This window comes from Delftia sp. WSY_7, assembly GCF_043104845.1.
Classification (GTDB): Bacteria; Pseudomonadota; Gammaproteobacteria; order Burkholderiales; family Burkholderiaceae_C; genus Comamonas; species Comamonas tsuruhatensis.
Genome location: NZ_JBICLB010000033.1, coordinates 35,143 through 51,723, shown reverse-complemented (window position 1 = coordinate 51,723; position 16,581 = coordinate 35,143). Strand labels below are relative to the sequence as shown.

The window sequence follows — 16,581 nt, the reverse complement described above, 5'->3', positions numbered from 1 at the left end:
CGGCAGCCTACGATGTTTTGACCAGGGCGACATAGCCAGCAGCCGTGCGGCAAGACTCTTCATCTTGCCCTCGAACATGTACGGCTATTGCACAGCTGCACGAGCTGCTGTATTGACGAGGGCAAAGAGCCCTGCCCTCGGGATGATGATCCTTGCTGTCCGAAAGATGACTTGGCATAGGCACTACAAGGTTGGAGACGGTCGATTGCCATGGCCGAGCACCATACGGACGATGCTCTTCCAAGTCATCCTGAAAACGTACGGTCAGGACCGTAGGTTTGATGCTTGACTTTTATGATTTTTATGGGTCTAAGTTTTGCCGTCCGCTTGGCGGAATGAGACTGAGAAATCGAGTTTCAGCAGCAAGACCAGCCCATCTCAGATGGCAGCAGCCCACTTCTCTCCATTAACCACCTCCGGTTTCATCTGCCACCTTAACAAGGTGTCATCGAAACCGGCAGCAGCCCATATCTCCCAGTCGCTTGCAGAACGCGAGGCACGCCGCCTGCTGATGCTCGGACAGTGACGCGCCTCTACGCGCAAGCTCTGCAACCACCACGAAATCCCTAAATTTTTTAGGTTCGCTACACTTCTTGGCCATGTGCCGTCGGTTTGCCTCCTTCTTCCTGATGCTCTGCGTATGCTGGCAGACGCTGGCATTTGCGGGCGCAGGGTTGTGGGTTGCCGATGGCGAAGAGGCAGAACATGCGCTGCTGCACTTCGAGAACGTGGCACATCACCATGAGCACCATGATGGCCACTTCCATCAGGACGATTCAGACGCGTCTGTCCAACACGCGCTAGGTGACGCCGGTTTGTTCTCACCAGCCCTGATGCCTTCTGGTGCTCCCGCGCTGGAGGGCTGTCCGTGTTCCGGCCCAGCGATGGCGACATATTTTGCTGCGCCTCCTCCTTTTCTTCAGGGCTTAGAACGCCCCCCCAAACACACCACCTGACACCTCGCAGTGCGCGTGGACGCTGCCGTTGGTAGCGCACGCGTCTTCGTTGTCGTTTGTGATGGCTTTGCGCCGGCTGCTTTGCAGCGTCCAGGCTGTCGCACATCTTGTCGGGAACATTGTGAAAAACACCTCATGGGTAGCTGTCTGCATCGTGGCAGGCAGCTCGCTCGGCTGTGCGGCACTGGCGCAGCCATATCCCAGCGTGCCATCGTCCATGGCTTCTGCCCCCCAGGGCCAGATCGTGACGTTGAAGCAGGCGCTGGAAGCTGCTTGGGCACGCTCCGTGGAAGCAGCATTCAGCAACGGGCAACACCAGATCGCCCGCGCAGACCACGCCGTCTCGCAAAGCTGGCTTTCCGGCGCCCCCGCGATGGCGGTATCCCAGCGCGAAGGCCGTGGCGCTGCCGCAAGCGGATCGCGGGAGAGCGAAATTGGCGTATTCCTGCCTCTTTGGAGGCAGGGCCAACGCCAGCAAAGCGGCGCCACAGCCGAGGTCCGTGGCGACTGGGCCCAGGCCAATGAACAAGCAGCAAAGCTGCGCCTGGCCGGCCAGTTGCGCGAAATCTTGGCCAAACTGTGGATGACCCGGGCAGAGCTGCAGCAGGCCCACAGTCAGGGCCAATTGCTGCAAGAGCTGGCGGCCGACGTAGACCGCCGGGTGAAAGCAGGAGACCTAGCCCCCACCGATGCCATGGCAGCACGGGCCGAACTGTTGGCCCAGCAAGCCCAAGTCGTCAATCTGCGGCAAGCCGAGCAGGCCCAAATGACCATGTGGCGTGTGATCACGGGCCTTCCGGCAGCGCCCGGGCCTGAACAGACCAGCACGGACGCAGTACCGACGACCTTGACGCAGCACCCCGAATGGAGGGAGGCCGACATGGCGGTGCAGCTTGCACAGGCGCGGGTCGCTCAAAGCGAATACCAGCGCGGCGCAGCCCCGGAGCTGGGGATCGGTGCGCGCCAAGACCGATCGGGTGGCGGCCAGGCCGCGCAAAACAGCGTGGCGATCTCGTTGCGAATCCCGTTGGGGACGAAGACCTACAGCCAACCGCAGGTGGCTGCTGCGCTCGCAGAGCATGCCGTGGCGCTGTCGGAGCAACAGCGCAAGCATTTGCTGCTGGAGGCCGACCTCCAGCTGGCACAGGCTGCAGTGCAACGCCAGCAGGGGTTGATGGATGGCGAGGTGGAGCGAGCAACCCTGCTGCGCGAACGCGCCTCTTTGTTGCGCACCTCCTTCCAGGCTGGGGAAACCGCACTGGCAGAGTTGCTGCGTGCCGTTTCCGCCGCAGCCCACGCAGAGTCCTCTGTGTCTCGCCAGCAAGCCACTCTTTATCAGGCACACGCACGCCTGCAACAAGCCCTCGGACAGCTTCCATGAACACACTGAACGCACGCATCTACCGCGCCGTTGCGGCTCTCACGCTCCTAGTGGCCGGCGCTATCAGTCCGGCATTTTCCGCCCCCGGCGCCCATGGCCCCAATGGCGAGCACCTGGACAGCAACGCCAGTACACAGTCCAGCGGCCAGCAATCCCCCAGCTTCGAGGCCAAGTCGGAGTTGTTCGAGCTGGTCGGGCGTCTCAGCGGTGGCGAGTTGTCGCTACTGATCGACCGCTATGACACCAATGCACCCGTACTGGGGGCAACAGTCGAGGTCGAAACTGGCTCCCTCAAGGCCACGGCCAAGCACCACGCCGACCTCGGTGACTACGCCATTGATGACGAGGCCTTCCTCAAAGCACTGGAAGCCCCGGGCGAGCATGGCCTAGTGATCACCATCGTCGCTGGAGAGGACAGCGACCTGCTTGACGGGGTGCTGCGCGTCAGCACCCAAGAGGCACCCCATGGTGACCACGACCATGGGCACGGCCCCATGTCCTGGACCCGGTGGGTGCTCCTTGCGCTCGTCCTGGTGGGCTTTGCCCTTCTGGCCCGCTGGTGGTTCACCTCGCGTACAGAAAAGAAAACCAACGAATCCAAGGGGGAAGCCGCATGAACTATCTCGGCCCTATCGCTATTTCTGCCGCATTGATGTTCTGCCAGTCCGCTTTTGCTGCACCGGGGGCCCATGGCCCCAACGGTGAGCACCTGGAGCAAACCACCAGCACCAACACCCGCGGGCTGTCGCGGTTGCCCGATGGCAGCGTGAATGTGCCAAAGCTGGCCCAGCGCCGCATGGGGGTACGCACCTTGATCGCGCCGGAGTCCGACGCCGCCTCGGCCGTGCAACTGCCCGCAAGGGTCACCACCGACCCCAATGCCAGCGGTCTGGTCCAGTCCACCTATGGTGGCCGCGTGGAGCCTGGCCCCAAGGGCCTGCCTGTGGCCGGACAAGCGGTGCGCCAAGGCGAGACCCTGGCCTGGGTTCGCTACAGCGCCGACCCTTATGCCCTGGCTGGCCAGCAAGCCCAGCGTGCAGAGCTGCAAGCCAACTTGAAACTGGCACAACAACGCTTGGTGCGCCTGCTGTCACTGGAGGGCTCCGTGCCCCGCAAAGAGATCGACGCGGCGCGCATCGACGTGCAATCGCTGGAGCAGCGCGAACGCAGTATCAGCACCAGCTTGGAAGGGCGTGAAGCCTTGCGGGCGCCCATCAGCGGGGTGATCGCCCATGCCGACCTGAAGGCTGGCCAGATCGTGGACAGCCGCGCGGTCCTGGTGGCAGTGGTTGATCCCGGCCGGCTGATGGTCGAGGCCAGCACGCCGGATGTGAGCCTGGGTGACCGGGTGCAGAGCGCCACTCTGGCAGGGATCGATGGCGTGGAACTGAAGCTTGTGGGAGCCGCCCGCGCGCTGCGCGACGGAGTGCTGCCCCTGACATTCCGTGCCAGCGCGGCTGCCGGCGCCATGCCTTTGGCCGTGGGCCAGACAGTCACGCTTGTGGCGAACTTGAAGGAGCGTCGCACTGGCATCGTGCTACCGGCCGCAGCCATCGTGCGCAGCCCTTCCAATGAATCCGTGGTCTGGATTAAGACGGGCGCCGAACGCTACATGCCCCAGCCCGTGCAGTTCCAGCCTCTGGACAGTGCGCGTGTGTTGGTGACCCAGGGCTTGGCGGCCGACAACCGCGTTGTGGTCCAGGGTGCCGCGCTGATTGCGCAGATTCGTTGAACGGAGTGCGCGAACCATGTTCAACTGGATCGTCAAGTACAGCCTGAACAACAGGCTCTTCGTGCTGGCGTTTGCCGCACTGCTGCTCGTCTACGGAGCGATGACTGCGTGGCGCACGCCCGTGGACGTGTTTCCCGATCTGAACAAGCCGCTGGTCACCGTGCTCACCGAAGCCGGTGGCATGGCGCCCGAGGAGGTCGAGCAACTGGTCAGTTTTCCCATCGAAACAGCCTTGAACGGCATGCCAGGAGTGACCCGTGTGCGCTCCACCTCGGGCGTAGGGCTGTCCATCGTCTATGCCGAGTTTGGCTGGGGAACCGACATCTACCGCAACCGCCAACTGGTGGCCGAGCGTCTGGCGCAGCTGAGAGGCCAACTGCCCGACGAGGTCACGCCCGTCATGGGCCCCGTGTCTTCGATCATGGGCGAGGTGATGCTGATTGCCTTGCCCCTGACCATCGGCCAGGGAGGCGCCTCCCCCATGGAGGCCCGGGAGTATGCGGATTTCGTGCTGCGCCCGCGCCTGCTGGGCATCCCCGGGGTGTCCCAGGTCATTCCCATCGGGGGCGATGTGCGGCAGCTGCGCGTGGAGCCCGACCCGGCCCGCATGGCCCAGCTCGGGGTCAGCCTTTCCCAGATCGAGCAGGCGCTGCGCGGCTACGCCGGCAACGCCGGGGGCGGCTTCATCGACATGAATAGCCGGGAGTACCTGATCCGCCATGTGGGCCGCACCAACAAGGTGGAAGATTTGCAGGGCATCGCTGTGGCCTGGAAGGACGGTCGCTCCATCCTGCTGCGTCAGGTGGCCGAGGTGCGGTTTGCCCCGGGGCTCAAGCGTGGCGATGCGGGCTACATGGGGGCCCCTGCCGTTATCGTGAGCGTACAGAAGCAGCCCGCTGCAGACACCGTTGCACTGACCACCCAGATTGAGCAGGCACTGGACGAACTCAAGCCTGGCCTGCCCAAGGGGCTGTCGGCACCCCAGGTACTGTTCCGCCAGGCCGACTTCATCCAGGCGTCCATCGGCAATGTAACCGAAGCCTTGCGGGACGGCGCCATCATGGTGGCCATCGTGCTGTTTGCGTTCCTTCTGTCGGCACGGACCACGCTGATCTCGCTGGTCGCCATCCCGCTGTCCCTGGCCGTGACGGCCCTGGTGTTCCGGCTGCTGGACCAGTCCATCAATGTCATGACCCTGGGTGGCCTTGCCATCGCCATTGGCGAACTGGTGGACGATGCCGTGGTGGATGTGGAAAACATCCTTCGCCGCTTGAAGGGAAACCGTGCCCTGACCCAGCCGCGCCCCTTGCTGGACGTGGTGCGCCAGGCCAGCGTGGAGGTGAGATCCGGCATTGTCTATGCCACGGTGATCGTGGTGCTGGTGTTCGTGCCCTTATTTGCCTTGCCGGGCATCGAAGGGCGGCTGTTTTCCCCCCTGGGCATCGCATACATCGTGTCCATCCTGGCCTCGATGCTGGTGTCCATGACCGTGACACCCGTGCTGTGCAGCTACCTGCTGCCGCGCATGAAGCGTCTGGATCATGGGGATAGCCCGCTGGTGGCCTGGCTCAAACGTGGTGACACCCGGCTGCTCGCCTGGTCGTTCCCACGCGCCAAGGCATTGATTGCTGCGGCTGTGGTCGCTGTGGTCGTCGCGGCCGCCAGCGTGCCGTTTTTCCCTCGGGCATTTCTGCCGGCCTTCAATGAGGGCTCACTGGTGCTGTCGCTGATGTTCAACCCGGGGACTTCGCTAGCTGAAGCCAACCGCATGGGATCTTTGGCAGAGACGCTGATAGGCGAAGTGCCCCATGTGACCAAGGTGGGCCGCCGTACTGGCCGTGCCGAACTGGACGAACATGCCGAAGGTGTGCACTCGGCAGAGATCGACGTGGACCTGCGCCGTGACGGCATTGCCGTGGACCGCGAAGAGGTCATGGCCCAGATCCGGGCCCAGCTGGCTTCGCTGCCCGCTCAGGTGGCCATAGGACAGCCGATCTCGCACCGCCTGGACCACTTATTGTCCGGGGTGCGGGCGCAGATCGCCCTGAAGATCTACGGCGATGACACCGACACCCTGCGTGGCCTGGCCGAGCAGATGCGCCAGAACCTGTCCGGCATTCCGGGCCTGGTAGACCTGACCATCGAAAAGCAGGTCCTGATCCCCCAGGTGGTGGTGCGACTGGACCAGCAGCGCCTGGCCCAGACAGGGCTGGCCCCCGGCGAGGCTATTCGCCTGCTGCAGGCCCTGACCGACGGTGCCCATGGTGCCCAGCTGGTGGATGGAGCCAAGCGCTATGAGCTTGTGCTGCGGCTGCCGGACGACAAGCGCGGCCCCCAGGATTTGGCACGCACTCTGGTGGACACTCCCGCTGGGCGGCTGCCCGTCTCCAGCTTCGCCACGGTCGAGGAAACCGATGGACCCAACCAGATCGGCCGCGAAAACGGCCGCCGGCGCATCGTGGTCTATGCCAATACCGATGGTTCGGACATGGGCCGAGTGGTCGCCGACATCCGCAAGGTCATTGCCAGCACCCAACTGCCGGCCGGTGGCTTTGTGAGCCTGGAAGGCCAGTTCCAGGCCCAGGAGCAGGCCACGCAACTGATCGTGGGGCTGTCCCTAGTCTCGCTGGCCATGATGTTCCTGATTCTGTACTCGCGCTACCGCTCGGCCGTGCTGGCGGCCATCATCATGGCCAACATCCCTCTGGCTTTGATCGGCAGCGTGGTTGCAATGTGGCTGGCCGGAGTCAGCCTGTCTGTGGCCGCCATGGTGGGCTTCATCACGCTGGCTGGCATCGCCACGCGCAACGGCATCCTGAAGATCAGCCACTACATCAACCTGTGCCGGCTGGAGGGGGAGTCCTTCACCACTGCCATGGTCGTGCGGGGTTCGCTGGAACGGCTCACCCCCGTGCTGATGACGGCCCTGGTCGCGGCCTTTGCCCTGACCCCCCTGCTGCTGGCAGGGGACGATCCGGGCAAGGAAATCCTGCATCCGGTGGCCGTGGTGATCTTTGGCGGGCTGATCAGCTCGACTTTGCTCGACACCTTGCTGACACCGCTGCTCTTCTGGCTGTTCGGCCGCAAGGCCACCGAACGCTTGCTGGCGGACACCGAAGACACAGGCACTGCCATTCCGGTCAACGAAGCCTTCTGACCGCACTTTCAAACGGGCTTCGCGGTGCCGCCCCAAGTGCACCGCAATCCAACTGGAGAATGTGATGAAGAAATTGAAGTCCTTGATGCAAACCACGGTGCTGGCCATGGGAATGGCAGTGATGGGGTCGGCATTCGCCCACGGCCCTGCCAAGGCCGAACACGGCGGCATCGTGCAGGTCGCCAACGATGTGGGTTTTGAGCTGGTGGCAGAAGCCGATGGCGCCACGATCTACCTGACGGACCATGGCCTGCCTATGTCCTCCACGGGCATTTCTGGCAAGATCACAGTCCTGCAAGGTACGCAGAAGGCAGAAGCCGCAATCAAGGCGGCTGGTGACAACAAGCTGCGTGCCGACGGCGTCAAGATCGCCAGCGGCGCCAAGATTGTGGCCGTGCTGGACAACGTGGAGGGAAAGACCGCCACCGTCCGCTTCGCCGTCAAGTGAGTCCGTCATGACAACAGGCGCTGCCTCTCATCTTCCAGCCATGCGTGGAGGGCTGCTGGCACTGCTGGCAGCCTTCTTGTTCGGCATCAGCACCCCTTTGGTCCAGAAACTGGGCCAGGGCATGGGGCCCTTCACCACAGCCGCTTTGCTTTATGTCGGAGCAGCCTTGGTCGGAGCGCTGTTGCGCAAGCCAGTGGAGCAGGAGGCGCGCGTGTTGCGCAGCGATGTGCCCAGGTTGATAGCCGTGGCTTTCTTTGGCGCGGTCATCGGTCCGGTCGCCATGGCCTGGGGCCTGCAGCGCACCAGCGGCACAGGCGCTTCGCTGATGCTCACCCTTGAGGCTTTGTTCACGGCCGTGCTGGCCTGGCGCCTGTACGGAGAAAGCATGGACCGCAGGGTGTGGCTGGCCGTGCTCTTGTTGCTGGCCGGAGGCATCACCCTGGTCGTTGACCAAGGCCAAAGCGGCAGCAGTCAGCTGCTGGGCCTGGTCGCTGTGATGGTCGCCACCGCGGCATGGGGCCTGGACAACACGCTGTCGCGTGCGCTGGCCGACCGTGACCCTGGCCAGGTTGTTTTGGCCAAGGCGGTGTTGGGTGTGACCGCAACGGTGATCCTGTCCCTGGTGGCAGGCGAGCCCATTCCCACGCTGGCGAGCGCACTGGGCATGATGCTGGTGGGCGCAACGGGGTACGGCCTGAGTCTGCGCTTTTACCTGCTGGCCCAGCGCGCATTTGGCGCGGCACGCACTGGTTCGGTCTTCGCCTTTGCGCCTTTCATCGGCGCCTTTGTGGCTTTTGCGCTCGGGGATCGGTCCGGCGGCTGGGGCTTGCTGGTCGGCGGTCTGTTGATGTTCGTCGGCATTGTTGTTCACTTGGCAGAAGCACATCACCACGAACATGAACATGCTGAGGTCGATCACGAACACGCGCATGTCCACGATGACGGCCACCATACACATACCCACGACCCCATGCCCATCGGAGCCCACAGCCACGCTCATAGCCATGAAGCGGTACGCCATGAGCACCCACATGTGCCTGATGTGCACCACACGCACAAGCACTGAATCAGTCACACATCGACTTGAAACGGTGCCGACCTGTGATGAGCTTCATGGTCTGCTGCATCTTCATCAGGAAGAATCGTTGGGCTAGAATTTCCATATCGGGAATGCAGCCTCCCGTCCCGCAAGGGTAGACGGTGTCTCGTCCAAGTGCTGGAAATCCTCTATGGAGCTTCTATGGACACCGCTTTGCCCAGCTCGGCCGATTCAGCCGCGCCGACCTCCCTTTCGCTCTCTGAAGCGCTTCGTTTCTGGCTGAAGCTCGGCTTTATCAGTTTTGGCGGGCCGGCTGGCCAAATTGCGCTGATGCACGAGGAGCTTGTGGATCGCCGCCGATGGATTTCGGAAAGGCGTTTCCTGCATGCTCTGAACTACTGCATGCTGCTGCCTGGCCCTGAAGCCCAACAGCTGGCCACCTACCTGGGCTGGCTACTGCACCGGACGTGGGGCGGTGTCCTGGCTGGCGCGCTCTTTGTCCTGCCCTCGCTTTTCATCATCATCGCTTTGGCTTGGCTCTACATGGCCCATGGCGATGTTCCCGTGGTGGCAGGCTTCTTCTATGGCATCAAACCTGCTGTAACCGCACTGGTGGCACAGGCAGCTTACCGGGTTGGCTCACGGTCTCTCAAGAATGGTTGGCATTGGAGCATCGCCGTTGCGGCCTTCGTGGCCATCTTTGCGCTGAATGCCCCGTTCCCGCTCATCGTCGTGGTGGCGGCGGCCGTCGGCTTTGTGGGAGGCAAACTGCGCCCGTCTGCATTCGACAGTGGCGCCGGTCACGAAAAAAGAGTGCAGCACCAGGGCATGAGGCCTGCACTCATCGACGACAACACCCCAGCACCGCCCCACGCCAAATTCTCCTGGCGCCGTTTCTGGCTGGTACTCGCAGTGTGTGTTGCCTTGTGGATCGTTGCCATCGCAAGCTTGGCTGTCTTGTACGGGCCGCAATCCACGTTGGTCCAGATGGGCTGGTTTTTTACTAAAGCGGCCCTGATGACTTTTGGGGGAGCTTACGCCGTGCTGCCCTATGTCTATCAGGGAGCAGTGGACCACTTCCAGTGGCTGACAGCTGTGCAGATGATGGACGGTCTGGCATTGGGCGAAACGACGCCAGGCCCGCTAATCATGGTCGTATCTTTCGTCGCCTTTGTCGGCGGCTGGACCAAGGCCATCTTTGGAACGGACTCGTTGCTTCTCGCGGGGACTATAGCCGCGACGGTGGTGACCTTCTTCACCTTCCTGCCGTCGTTCTTGTTCATCTTGCTTGGGGGACCTTTCATCGAATCCACCCACGGCAACCTGAAGTTCACTGCACCACTGGCCGGGATCACGGCGGCCGTAGTGGGTGTCATTGTGAACCTGGCAGTCTTTTTCGCCTACCACGTCATATGGCCGCACGGATTAGCGTCTGGCATCGATTGGCCCTCTGTCGCCATTGGCATCGCAGCTGCAATCGCATTGCTGCGCTTCAAGATCAATGTAATCCACGTCATCTTGGCCTCAGGGCTGATAGGGCTGCTTCTTAGGCTCTGGCCTTGACGGGTATTGCGACGTCGAGGCCAATGTTCGCCTTGGGTCGGCAGCCGCCCCCAGCGAGGAGCTGTTGCCGGCCAGAAGCAGATGACCGCTTGGGCGGAGACGCTCAAAACACCAGTGGCTTCAGTCGGCCAGTTCCAGCCGCTCATGATTGGCGCAGACCGGACGTCTGGCGGGCCGCTTCGCTCCAAGACCAGCCTAAGCGACAACGCGAACTACTCGGGCCACGCTCGCCAGCAGTTTCTTAGTTCGACAAAACCTACTGCCGGCATCCGACTCCACTTGCCTTACCGTGCTTCTTCAGGCCTTAGTGAGGCCTGCGGCGACGGTAGAGAACAGAGCGGTGTCCTTGGCCTTGTCCCGTCCATAATTCCCGCCGAGAACCGAATCGATGGCGTCGGCCGCCTTACCAAAGACCTTGGCCGCGTCTTTGTCATCCTTAAAAGCGGCGACCACCTTTTCGCAGTACTTCTCAAATTTGTTGGAATTCATGCGCTCAGCCGTTTCGCCCGCCACAATGACCCGAGCAATTGGAAGCAGGTGGTACTTGAAAGGTCGGTATTTCGTATCCAGCGCCTTGCGGCGAAAGAGAGACTCAAGACGATAGAGGGCCAACGCGCTAGCGTAGTAAGCGACCGGAGGGTGATCCGCAACGAAAATTTTCGACTCGATGGAGTTCAACAACGCTCCGTAGTATCGACTGGCCTGGTGAGGAAGCCCCAAGAACATCGAGGCGAATGCACGGATTTGGTTCGGAATGGTGACAATTCGAATTTTCTCGATGCCGGTTGTTGCGCGGAACTGCTGGGAGCGGCGCTCGTAGTAGAGCTTAGAATCCCCATCACCCGCCTCGTAGTAATCCTCCAGCGATTTCTGGAAGTCGGTCAAAGAGGTAAGTTCCTCTGGCTTGACTGTAGTCTGCCGGTTTGTGGCCTTGATGATCTTGTTCTTCACCGCCCCATCCTGAGAGACGATGAGCTTAAATGGGATTTGCACCCTTTCGAGCTTGTTCTGATTGCGGAAAAGCACGTTGCTCGTTTGACAACCATTAACAACTTGGTAGCCTTCGAGCGTAAATCGGTCACCTGTCTTCTGGATAGAATCTGCTACGACCGTAACGCCATTGTTCATCAGCACAAAGAGACGCCGTGACTCGTCCTCAAGCGTCTTTTCAATCTCCATATTGACGTCGTTGTCGCCTTGAAAGTCGCGCACGTTATCGTAAAACAGCCCCTTGAGCATATTGCCGGCGTCGTCTGATATGAGCTTCATGAACTCGTCAGACGGCAGGTAGCCAAGATAGGATTCTTGGATTCCAGGCAATTCAGGTAACGTGATTTTGCTGACGAACTCGATGGATTTAGAGAAACGGTTCTTAGCGTTCGAGTAAAGCCGCTGGAGAGCCTTCGCGTCGACGGGGACGAAATCGACAGAGCCGAAGATGTCGAGATCCATTAAACCGTCGCGCTCAACTTCTACTCTCTTGACTAACTTGGGATCGTCCTGCCACTTGCCTGTAGTGGCGTAGTAGATCTTCACGGTCGGATTGCCGCGCTTGAACAAGGCGCTTTGCCCATAGATGAACTTAATCAAACTCTCCTTATCCGCGATCCTGGGATTCCGGGGCATCGTCGACTTCGTCGACAAGAGATCTTTTAAACCAAAGAAGGTGTTCGATATTTCGTCGCCGGAAAAACCTCCGGACTTCGACTGACAAAAAATCAGGTTGGCTTCGATATATTTGTTTGCTGAAACCAAATCCATAACTTCCTGCTCGTCTAACACCAAGGTCCCGTTCACTATGACAGCTATACCATCGATGCCTAGATCGTCCGGACCGCCAGTATGCAAGTCCTCGACGTCGAACTCTTCTCCATACTCGTTCGAGATGGTGCAGTAGTTCACGAAATGCTCCAAGACGGCGGAGTCGTCCATCTTTTCGGTGAGAGATTCCTCGGCCTTGAAAGCGGCCACAAGGTTTTGGGTGACGAGATCCATGTTAAGCGCCCGAAATGATTGAACTGGGGGAGGGAGGAGTCGATGCCTACCAACGTCATATGCAACAAAATTATCGTCGAAGCCGAGCCTATTGGAGAAATTGCGGTCACGGCTTGGAAAAAATGACTTGGCCGAGCGGGTGTATTGTGCTACCGCTCCGCTCAGAAACCTGCCGGTGGCACGGGAGGACAGCGAGTGGCAGCAACGGGTCGATTGCTGGCCGACACGAACGACCGCTGATAGGACGCTCATGTTTGTCGCGCTGCCCGATCAAGTCTGCCGCCCGGCGACAGACCGCTCACAGTCTGAAGCCATCGCTTACAAGTCACCGGCAGCCGGCTGTGACAGCTTTCACCGGATTTTTGGCTGAAGAGCTTTCTTGCACTCCCTCACCCTGCAGGGCATTCCTGCTGCAGGAGTCCAGACAGAGAGCTCTTCACCGGCATGGCCTAGAGCCAGGAACTGCAGGAATGAGTGCTCGATAGGGTTCCAGCGAATACGCGGCCGCAGTCCGTCCATGCTCCAGTCGCAGCACACATGCACAAAGGGCTGAGCCACGATGGTGTGGACGATGCTGTGCCAGGTCGCATCTGCCAAGCCTTGCTGGGCCACTTCACCTCTCGGCTGATCAGCCACATGCCGCAGGAGAATCTGGCGCACAGACAGCACCGGATCGAAGTCCTCTTCGAGGTGCCGCTCCAGCCCTTCAAATCGGCCCAGCCAGCTGAGCAGCCGCGCGGTCCAGCTTTCCAAACCTAACTGCTGCAAGGACTCTATGACTGTGAAGATCGCACAGCCATGGTCCAGCGGATCACGCCCTAAGAACGGGTGCTCCTGGGAAGGGCGAACGGGCATGTGCTGGCTGCGAAGCGACGGTGTATCCATGGCCGCGCACGGTACATGGGATGCGTCGATGTAGTCAGCCGTAAATCGAACACTTCGCACCGCACGTTTTACGCTTGAAATCGAAATGCGTTTGTGTTATGGCATGTAACTGGGCTCCCATGCGGTCGGGACTATCTGCCTCATGGCTCTGGCCATGGGCCATTTTTGGATTGCTGCGCCGCCCCGGCGCAGCAATCCAGCCCCCTATCCCGTCAGAGCCCTTTCCCAGTACCAGTAAATCCTTTGCGGCTGCTCCTCAATTTTGAGGAGCAGCCGAGCCCTTTGGATAGGGCCTGTAAGCCGGTAGAAGTTTTTTTCCTGTAGCAAGCAGCCCTCTGCTTGCGGGCTGTTAAGCCATTTCAACACCTGCCCTTTTTTTACTTGCATGTCAAGCGTAAAACGTTCGGTATGCACCGCACGTTTTACGCTTGAGAGCAAGTGCACCAAATCCGAACATGCCGACCGGCGGACGCGAATGCGTTCTTTCCCCGGGCTGCATGTCTTCTCCTCCTCTTTCGTCATGCGGCCCGGGATTTTTCTTCTGGAGTTTCTCCCGCATGTCCCGGCACTCGCACCGATTTCTCATCGCTGGCATGGCATGGCTGGCGGCCGGCGTTTGCTACGCCAACGCGCCCCTGGTGGACGGCAATAAGCGCCTGCAACTCGGTCGCTACACCACAGCCGATGCGCAGCCCCAATTGGGCCTGAGCGAGCCTTTGGCGCTCGTAGCACAGATCACCTTTCCCCGGGAACAGGTCACGACCATTGGCGAGGCCATCGACTACACGTTGCTGCGCACTGGATATGCATTGGCCGACCAAACGGCGCTGTCTCCCGAAGCCCGGCGCTTTCTGGGACTTCCTTTGCCCGAGGCGCATCGCACCCTCGGTCCCTATTCCGTCCAGGACATGCTGGCTGTTCTGGTGGGCAAGGCCTGGACCTGGCAAACCGACCATGTCACGCGCCGCGTGTGGTTCGTCCTGGGAAATGCCGGCGGCGCACAGCCGCCGCGCCGACTCCAGCCCATCGTGTCTCCTGCCAAATCGGGTAAAGAGCAATGAGCGGGCAATTCCCACACACACCGGGGCGCCCTGTTGTGCCAGGCCTGGATTTCGCCCCCCACATCGGCGGGCTGGAGTGGATGCAAGACGTCGACGCGCGACAGGGCCCCGCTCCTGAAGCGCAGGATCGACCCGGCGCTGCTGCAGCCCCAGATCCTTCGACTGCTGCCACCTTGGCCCAGGCTGATGCGCCTGAGTTCGATGAGTCTTCAGCGCATCCGGCTCCCGCCAGGCCAGGCAAAAAATCCATCCTCAACTCTTCCACGGGAAGGCGCAGTTTGATTGCCGTGTCCCTGGCAGGGATCGCACTGCTGGGCTATCTCCAGTACGGACCATCCATCCGCCAGGTTCCCGATCTTCTTGGGACCAATCTGCCGACCGTGGGCACGATTGAGGCCAGCGGCCCGGACGAGATCCGTGCACCGATTGATCCACGATTGGGGGGGCTGGACCAACTGGGCATATCTGCGCTTGAAACCGCTACCGGCCCCGATGAGTTCGCCGTAGCTCAGCCATCGCAGCCACAGCAGCAGACGCCCGTCGCTTCTACCGCCGAGACGAGTGTTGGCGTGGCCCCCACTGTGCAGCCTCCTGCCGCTTCCTTTACTGCATCTGATCCGGAACTTGCCGCTCGCATGCAGCGCATGGAAGCGATGATGATTGAGTTGAGCCAGCAACTGGCCCGCATGCGTGAGCAGGATTCCAAAGCGCGAGCCACCGCTCCTACCGTGGTCCAGGCCGCACCCGCGACTGCAGGTGCAGTCGCTCCAGCCCAATCCTCTGCGCCTGCGGCCGCGCCGACCGCTACCGAACCACACACCGCCCGGCCCACAGCAGCAGCCCCGCGCGTGATGGTCAAGGCCCCGCCAGTCAGGGCCGCGACTTCGCGGCCTGCAGGACAGCAGAAGGCCGCTGCTTCCAAGGCATTGCCCGCCGAAAAGCCCGCAGCGCCCGCGCTCTCCGGCCAGTTGATCGCCGTCGATATGTGGAACGGCGAGCCCTCGGTCGTGGTGGCCTCGGGCATCCCAGGCGACCGCCGCATGCGTGTGCTGCGCCCTGGCGACGTGGTCAATGGCATGGCGCTCAAGTCCGCTGATCCCGTTTCGCGCACAGCTACCTTTGTGGCCCCAGGCAGCCCTGGCCTGACTCTCTCCGTGAGCCAGGGAGGTTGAGCATGCGAGCCGCTATTTGCCTCAGCGCGGGCTTTCTGCTGGCACAGGTGGCGTGCATGCCGGTGGTGGCCCAGGTGCGCACCACCCAGACCACCGAAGGCAGCTCCACAGCAGCAAACACCGCCCAGGCGCGCAGCCAAGCGGACGAAACCGACCGCCAGGTTCAGCAGATGTGGGGCCTGAACGCCGAAGAAATGCGCCGGGCCAAAGTGCTGGCCCTCGGGCCGCGGGCGAATTTCTCCGTCGAGAAGCTCTCGCCGCTGGAGATCCTGGGCATCCACGCGCGATCCGAAGCAGAGCGCAGGCAGTATGCCGAGCGCATGGCACGGATCTTCCGAGCGGACGTTGAGCGTTCAATTGCGTGGGAGCGCGAGATGCAGGCGGCCATGGCGCGGCTGTTCCCGAACGATCCCATGATCAGCTTCGATGGCATGCCCAAGGTGCATAGCTCGGTCGGCGCCGCCGACATGCTGGGCGTGCCACGCACGCAGATCATTGAGCCTCAATCGGCTGCCAGCACTCCGGTTCCAACGCGCGGAGCGCTTCGCCGATGAATCTCCGCGTCCTCTGTGCCCTGGTCCTGTGCTCAGCTGCAGCCGTTCCTGTACTCGCAGGCCTGCCAGTGCCGGAATCGCCCGCCAAGCTGGACGTGCTTCACGACAGCGGCCGCAGTGTGCCGTTCGCGCCCTACGTTGCCCAGCTCGTTGGCGATGCGGACGATCCTGGGATTCTCGACGGACTGCGCTTCCCGTTTGGCGCGCGCATCCTGCGTAACGGCGTGCTGGCACAGGAGGGCTTGCAAGTCTTCGACGGCGCCTGGATGACACAGCCGGTGTTTGTCCTGGCGGCCGATGAGCTTTCCATGCGCTGGCTCGCTCACAACAAGGACCAGCTGGTGCAGCTGCAGGCGGTTGGCATCGTGGTGCAGGCCGGCAGTCCCCTGGCCTTCAAGTCTCTGCAGCGGCTGGCCATGCCGCTTCGCCTGGCGCCGGAAACGGGCAGCTGGATGTCCGAGCAACTGGTCGCTGCAGGCGCCAATGCGTACCCGGTGCTGGTGCACTCCAACGGACGCGCGTACCAGATCCTGTTCCAAGAAATGTTCCAGCAAACGCCGAGGTCTCCCCAATGACAACCTGCGCTTGGAACGTTTCTGTAACGCGATGCTCCGCAACATGTTCCAGCCCTGCCACAG

Annotated in this window: 14 protein-coding genes; 11 read left to right on the top strand and 3 right to left on the bottom strand. The window is 61.6% G+C overall.

What is annotated here, in order from left to right; genetic code table 11:
* Positions 1–584: 584 nt before the first annotated feature.
* Positions 585–767, bottom strand: a complete 183-nt coding sequence (locus tag ACF8ME_RS12390; protein ID WP_392416696.1) for a hypothetical protein — start codon at positions 765–767, stop codon at positions 585–587.
* Between the two features lie 406 nt (positions 768–1,173).
* Between ACF8ME_RS12390 and ACF8ME_RS12385 the strand changes: the two genes are divergently transcribed.
* From ACF8ME_RS12385 to chrA, 7 genes are all read left to right on the top strand, one after another.
* Positions 1,174–2,337 (top strand): TolC family protein, encoded by a 1,164-nt coding sequence (locus ACF8ME_RS12385; RefSeq protein WP_392416694.1) that lies wholly within the window; start codon positions 1,174–1,176, stop codon positions 2,335–2,337.
* Positions 2,334–2,954, top strand: coding sequence for a hypothetical protein (locus tag ACF8ME_RS12380; RefSeq protein WP_392416693.1), 621 nt, complete (start codon positions 2,334–2,336; stop codon positions 2,952–2,954). Before ACF8ME_RS12385 ends, ACF8ME_RS12380 begins: the two co-directional genes overlap by 4 nt.
* The gene (locus ACF8ME_RS12375; RefSeq protein ID WP_392416691.1) at positions 2,951–4,069 is read left to right on the top strand and encodes an efflux RND transporter periplasmic adaptor subunit; all 1,119 of its coding nucleotides are present in this window, start codon (positions 2,951–2,953) and stop codon (positions 4,067–4,069) included. Before ACF8ME_RS12380 ends, ACF8ME_RS12375 begins: the two co-directional genes overlap by 4 nt.
* 16 nt (positions 4,070–4,085) lie before the next feature.
* Complete coding sequence (locus ACF8ME_RS12370) at positions 4,086–7,226, top strand: efflux RND transporter permease subunit (protein WP_392416689.1); 3,141 nt, start codon at positions 4,086–4,088, stop codon at positions 7,224–7,226.
* Positions 7,227–7,290: 64 nt separating this feature from the next.
* On the top strand, positions 7,291–7,674 hold the full coding sequence (locus ACF8ME_RS12365) for a hypothetical protein (RefSeq protein ID WP_392416688.1): 384 nt from the start codon (positions 7,291–7,293) through the stop codon (positions 7,672–7,674).
* A 7-nt stretch (positions 7,675–7,681) separates the two neighbouring features.
* Positions 7,682–8,740 carry a DMT family transporter gene (locus ACF8ME_RS12360; protein ID WP_392416686.1) on the top strand — a complete coding sequence of 353 codons (1,059 nt, stop codon included), beginning with the start codon at positions 7,682–7,684 and terminating at the stop codon, positions 8,738–8,740.
* A gap of 174 nt (positions 8,741–8,914) precedes the next feature.
* Complete coding sequence (gene chrA / locus ACF8ME_RS12355; RefSeq protein ID WP_392416684.1) at positions 8,915–10,276, top strand: chromate efflux transporter; 1,362 nt, start codon at positions 8,915–8,917, stop codon at positions 10,274–10,276.
* A 297-nt stretch (positions 10,277–10,573) separates the two neighbouring features.
* Here the strand turns inward: chrA and ACF8ME_RS12350 are convergent, their stop codons facing one another.
* Both ACF8ME_RS12350 and ACF8ME_RS12345 read right to left on the bottom strand, forming a co-directional pair.
* Positions 10,574–12,271, bottom strand: a complete 1,698-nt coding sequence (locus ACF8ME_RS12350) for an AIPR family protein (protein ID WP_392416682.1) — start codon at positions 12,269–12,271, stop codon at positions 10,574–10,576.
* Positions 12,272–12,622: 351 nt separating this feature from the next.
* Positions 12,623–13,126, bottom strand: a complete 504-nt coding sequence (locus ACF8ME_RS12345; protein ID WP_392416680.1) for a hypothetical protein — start codon at positions 13,124–13,126, stop codon at positions 12,623–12,625.
* Positions 13,127–13,713: 587 nt separating this feature from the next.
* Between ACF8ME_RS12345 and ACF8ME_RS12340 the strand changes: the two genes are divergently transcribed.
* The 4 genes from ACF8ME_RS12340 (at position 13,714) to ACF8ME_RS12325 (ending at position 16,518) form a co-directional block, all read left to right on the top strand.
* Positions 13,714–14,217 (top strand): hypothetical protein, encoded by a 504-nt coding sequence (locus tag ACF8ME_RS12340; protein ID WP_392416678.1) that lies wholly within the window; start codon positions 13,714–13,716, stop codon positions 14,215–14,217.
* An 80-nt stretch (positions 14,218–14,297) separates the two neighbouring features.
* Positions 14,298–15,389: a hypothetical protein gene (locus ACF8ME_RS12335; RefSeq protein ID WP_392416676.1), complete on the top strand. Its 1,092-nt coding sequence runs from the start codon at positions 14,298–14,300 to the stop codon at positions 15,387–15,389.
* Between the two features lie 56 nt (positions 15,390–15,445).
* The gene (locus tag ACF8ME_RS12330) at positions 15,446–15,943 is read left to right on the top strand and encodes an integrating conjugative element protein (protein WP_392417143.1); all 498 of its coding nucleotides are present in this window, start codon (positions 15,446–15,448) and stop codon (positions 15,941–15,943) included.
* The gene (locus ACF8ME_RS12325; RefSeq protein ID WP_392416674.1) at positions 15,940–16,518 is read left to right on the top strand and encodes a PFL_4695 family integrating conjugative element protein; all 579 of its coding nucleotides are present in this window, start codon (positions 15,940–15,942) and stop codon (positions 16,516–16,518) included. The genes ACF8ME_RS12330 and ACF8ME_RS12325 overlap by 4 nt, the downstream gene beginning before the upstream one ends.
* Positions 16,519–16,581: the final 63 nt, after the last annotated feature.

Coding starts and splice junctions, on each gene's coding strand:
- ACF8ME_RS12390 (WP_392416696.1), bottom strand. CDS start 767: ATGGAAGTGGCCATCATGGTGCTCATGGTGATGTGCCACGTTCTCGAA.
- ACF8ME_RS12385 (WP_392416694.1), top strand. CDS start 1,174: ATGGCTTCTGCCCCCCAGGGCCAGATCGTGACGTTGAAGCAGGCGCTG.
- ACF8ME_RS12380 (WP_392416693.1), top strand. CDS start 2,334: ATGAACACACTGAACGCACGCATCTACCGCGCCGTTGCGGCTCTCACG.
- ACF8ME_RS12375 (WP_392416691.1), top strand. CDS start 2,951: ATGAACTATCTCGGCCCTATCGCTATTTCTGCCGCATTGATGTTCTGC.
- ACF8ME_RS12370 (WP_392416689.1), top strand. CDS start 4,086: ATGTTCAACTGGATCGTCAAGTACAGCCTGAACAACAGGCTCTTCGTG.
- ACF8ME_RS12365 (WP_392416688.1), top strand. CDS start 7,291: ATGAAGAAATTGAAGTCCTTGATGCAAACCACGGTGCTGGCCATGGGA.
- ACF8ME_RS12360 (WP_392416686.1), top strand. CDS start 7,682: ATGACAACAGGCGCTGCCTCTCATCTTCCAGCCATGCGTGGAGGGCTG.
- chrA (WP_392416684.1), top strand. CDS start 8,915: ATGGACACCGCTTTGCCCAGCTCGGCCGATTCAGCCGCGCCGACCTCC.
- ACF8ME_RS12350 (WP_392416682.1), bottom strand. CDS start 12,271: ATGGATCTCGTCACCCAAAACCTTGTGGCCGCTTTCAAGGCCGAGGAA.
- ACF8ME_RS12345 (WP_392416680.1), bottom strand. CDS start 13,126: ATGCCCGTTCGCCCTTCCCAGGAGCACCCGTTCTTAGGGCGTGATCCG.
- ACF8ME_RS12340 (WP_392416678.1), top strand. CDS start 13,714: ATGTCCCGGCACTCGCACCGATTTCTCATCGCTGGCATGGCATGGCTG.
- ACF8ME_RS12335 (WP_392416676.1), top strand. CDS start 14,298: ATGCAAGACGTCGACGCGCGACAGGGCCCCGCTCCTGAAGCGCAGGAT.
- ACF8ME_RS12330 (WP_392417143.1), top strand. CDS start 15,446: ATGCCGGTGGTGGCCCAGGTGCGCACCACCCAGACCACCGAAGGCAGC.
- ACF8ME_RS12325 (WP_392416674.1), top strand. CDS start 15,940: ATGAATCTCCGCGTCCTCTGTGCCCTGGTCCTGTGCTCAGCTGCAGCC.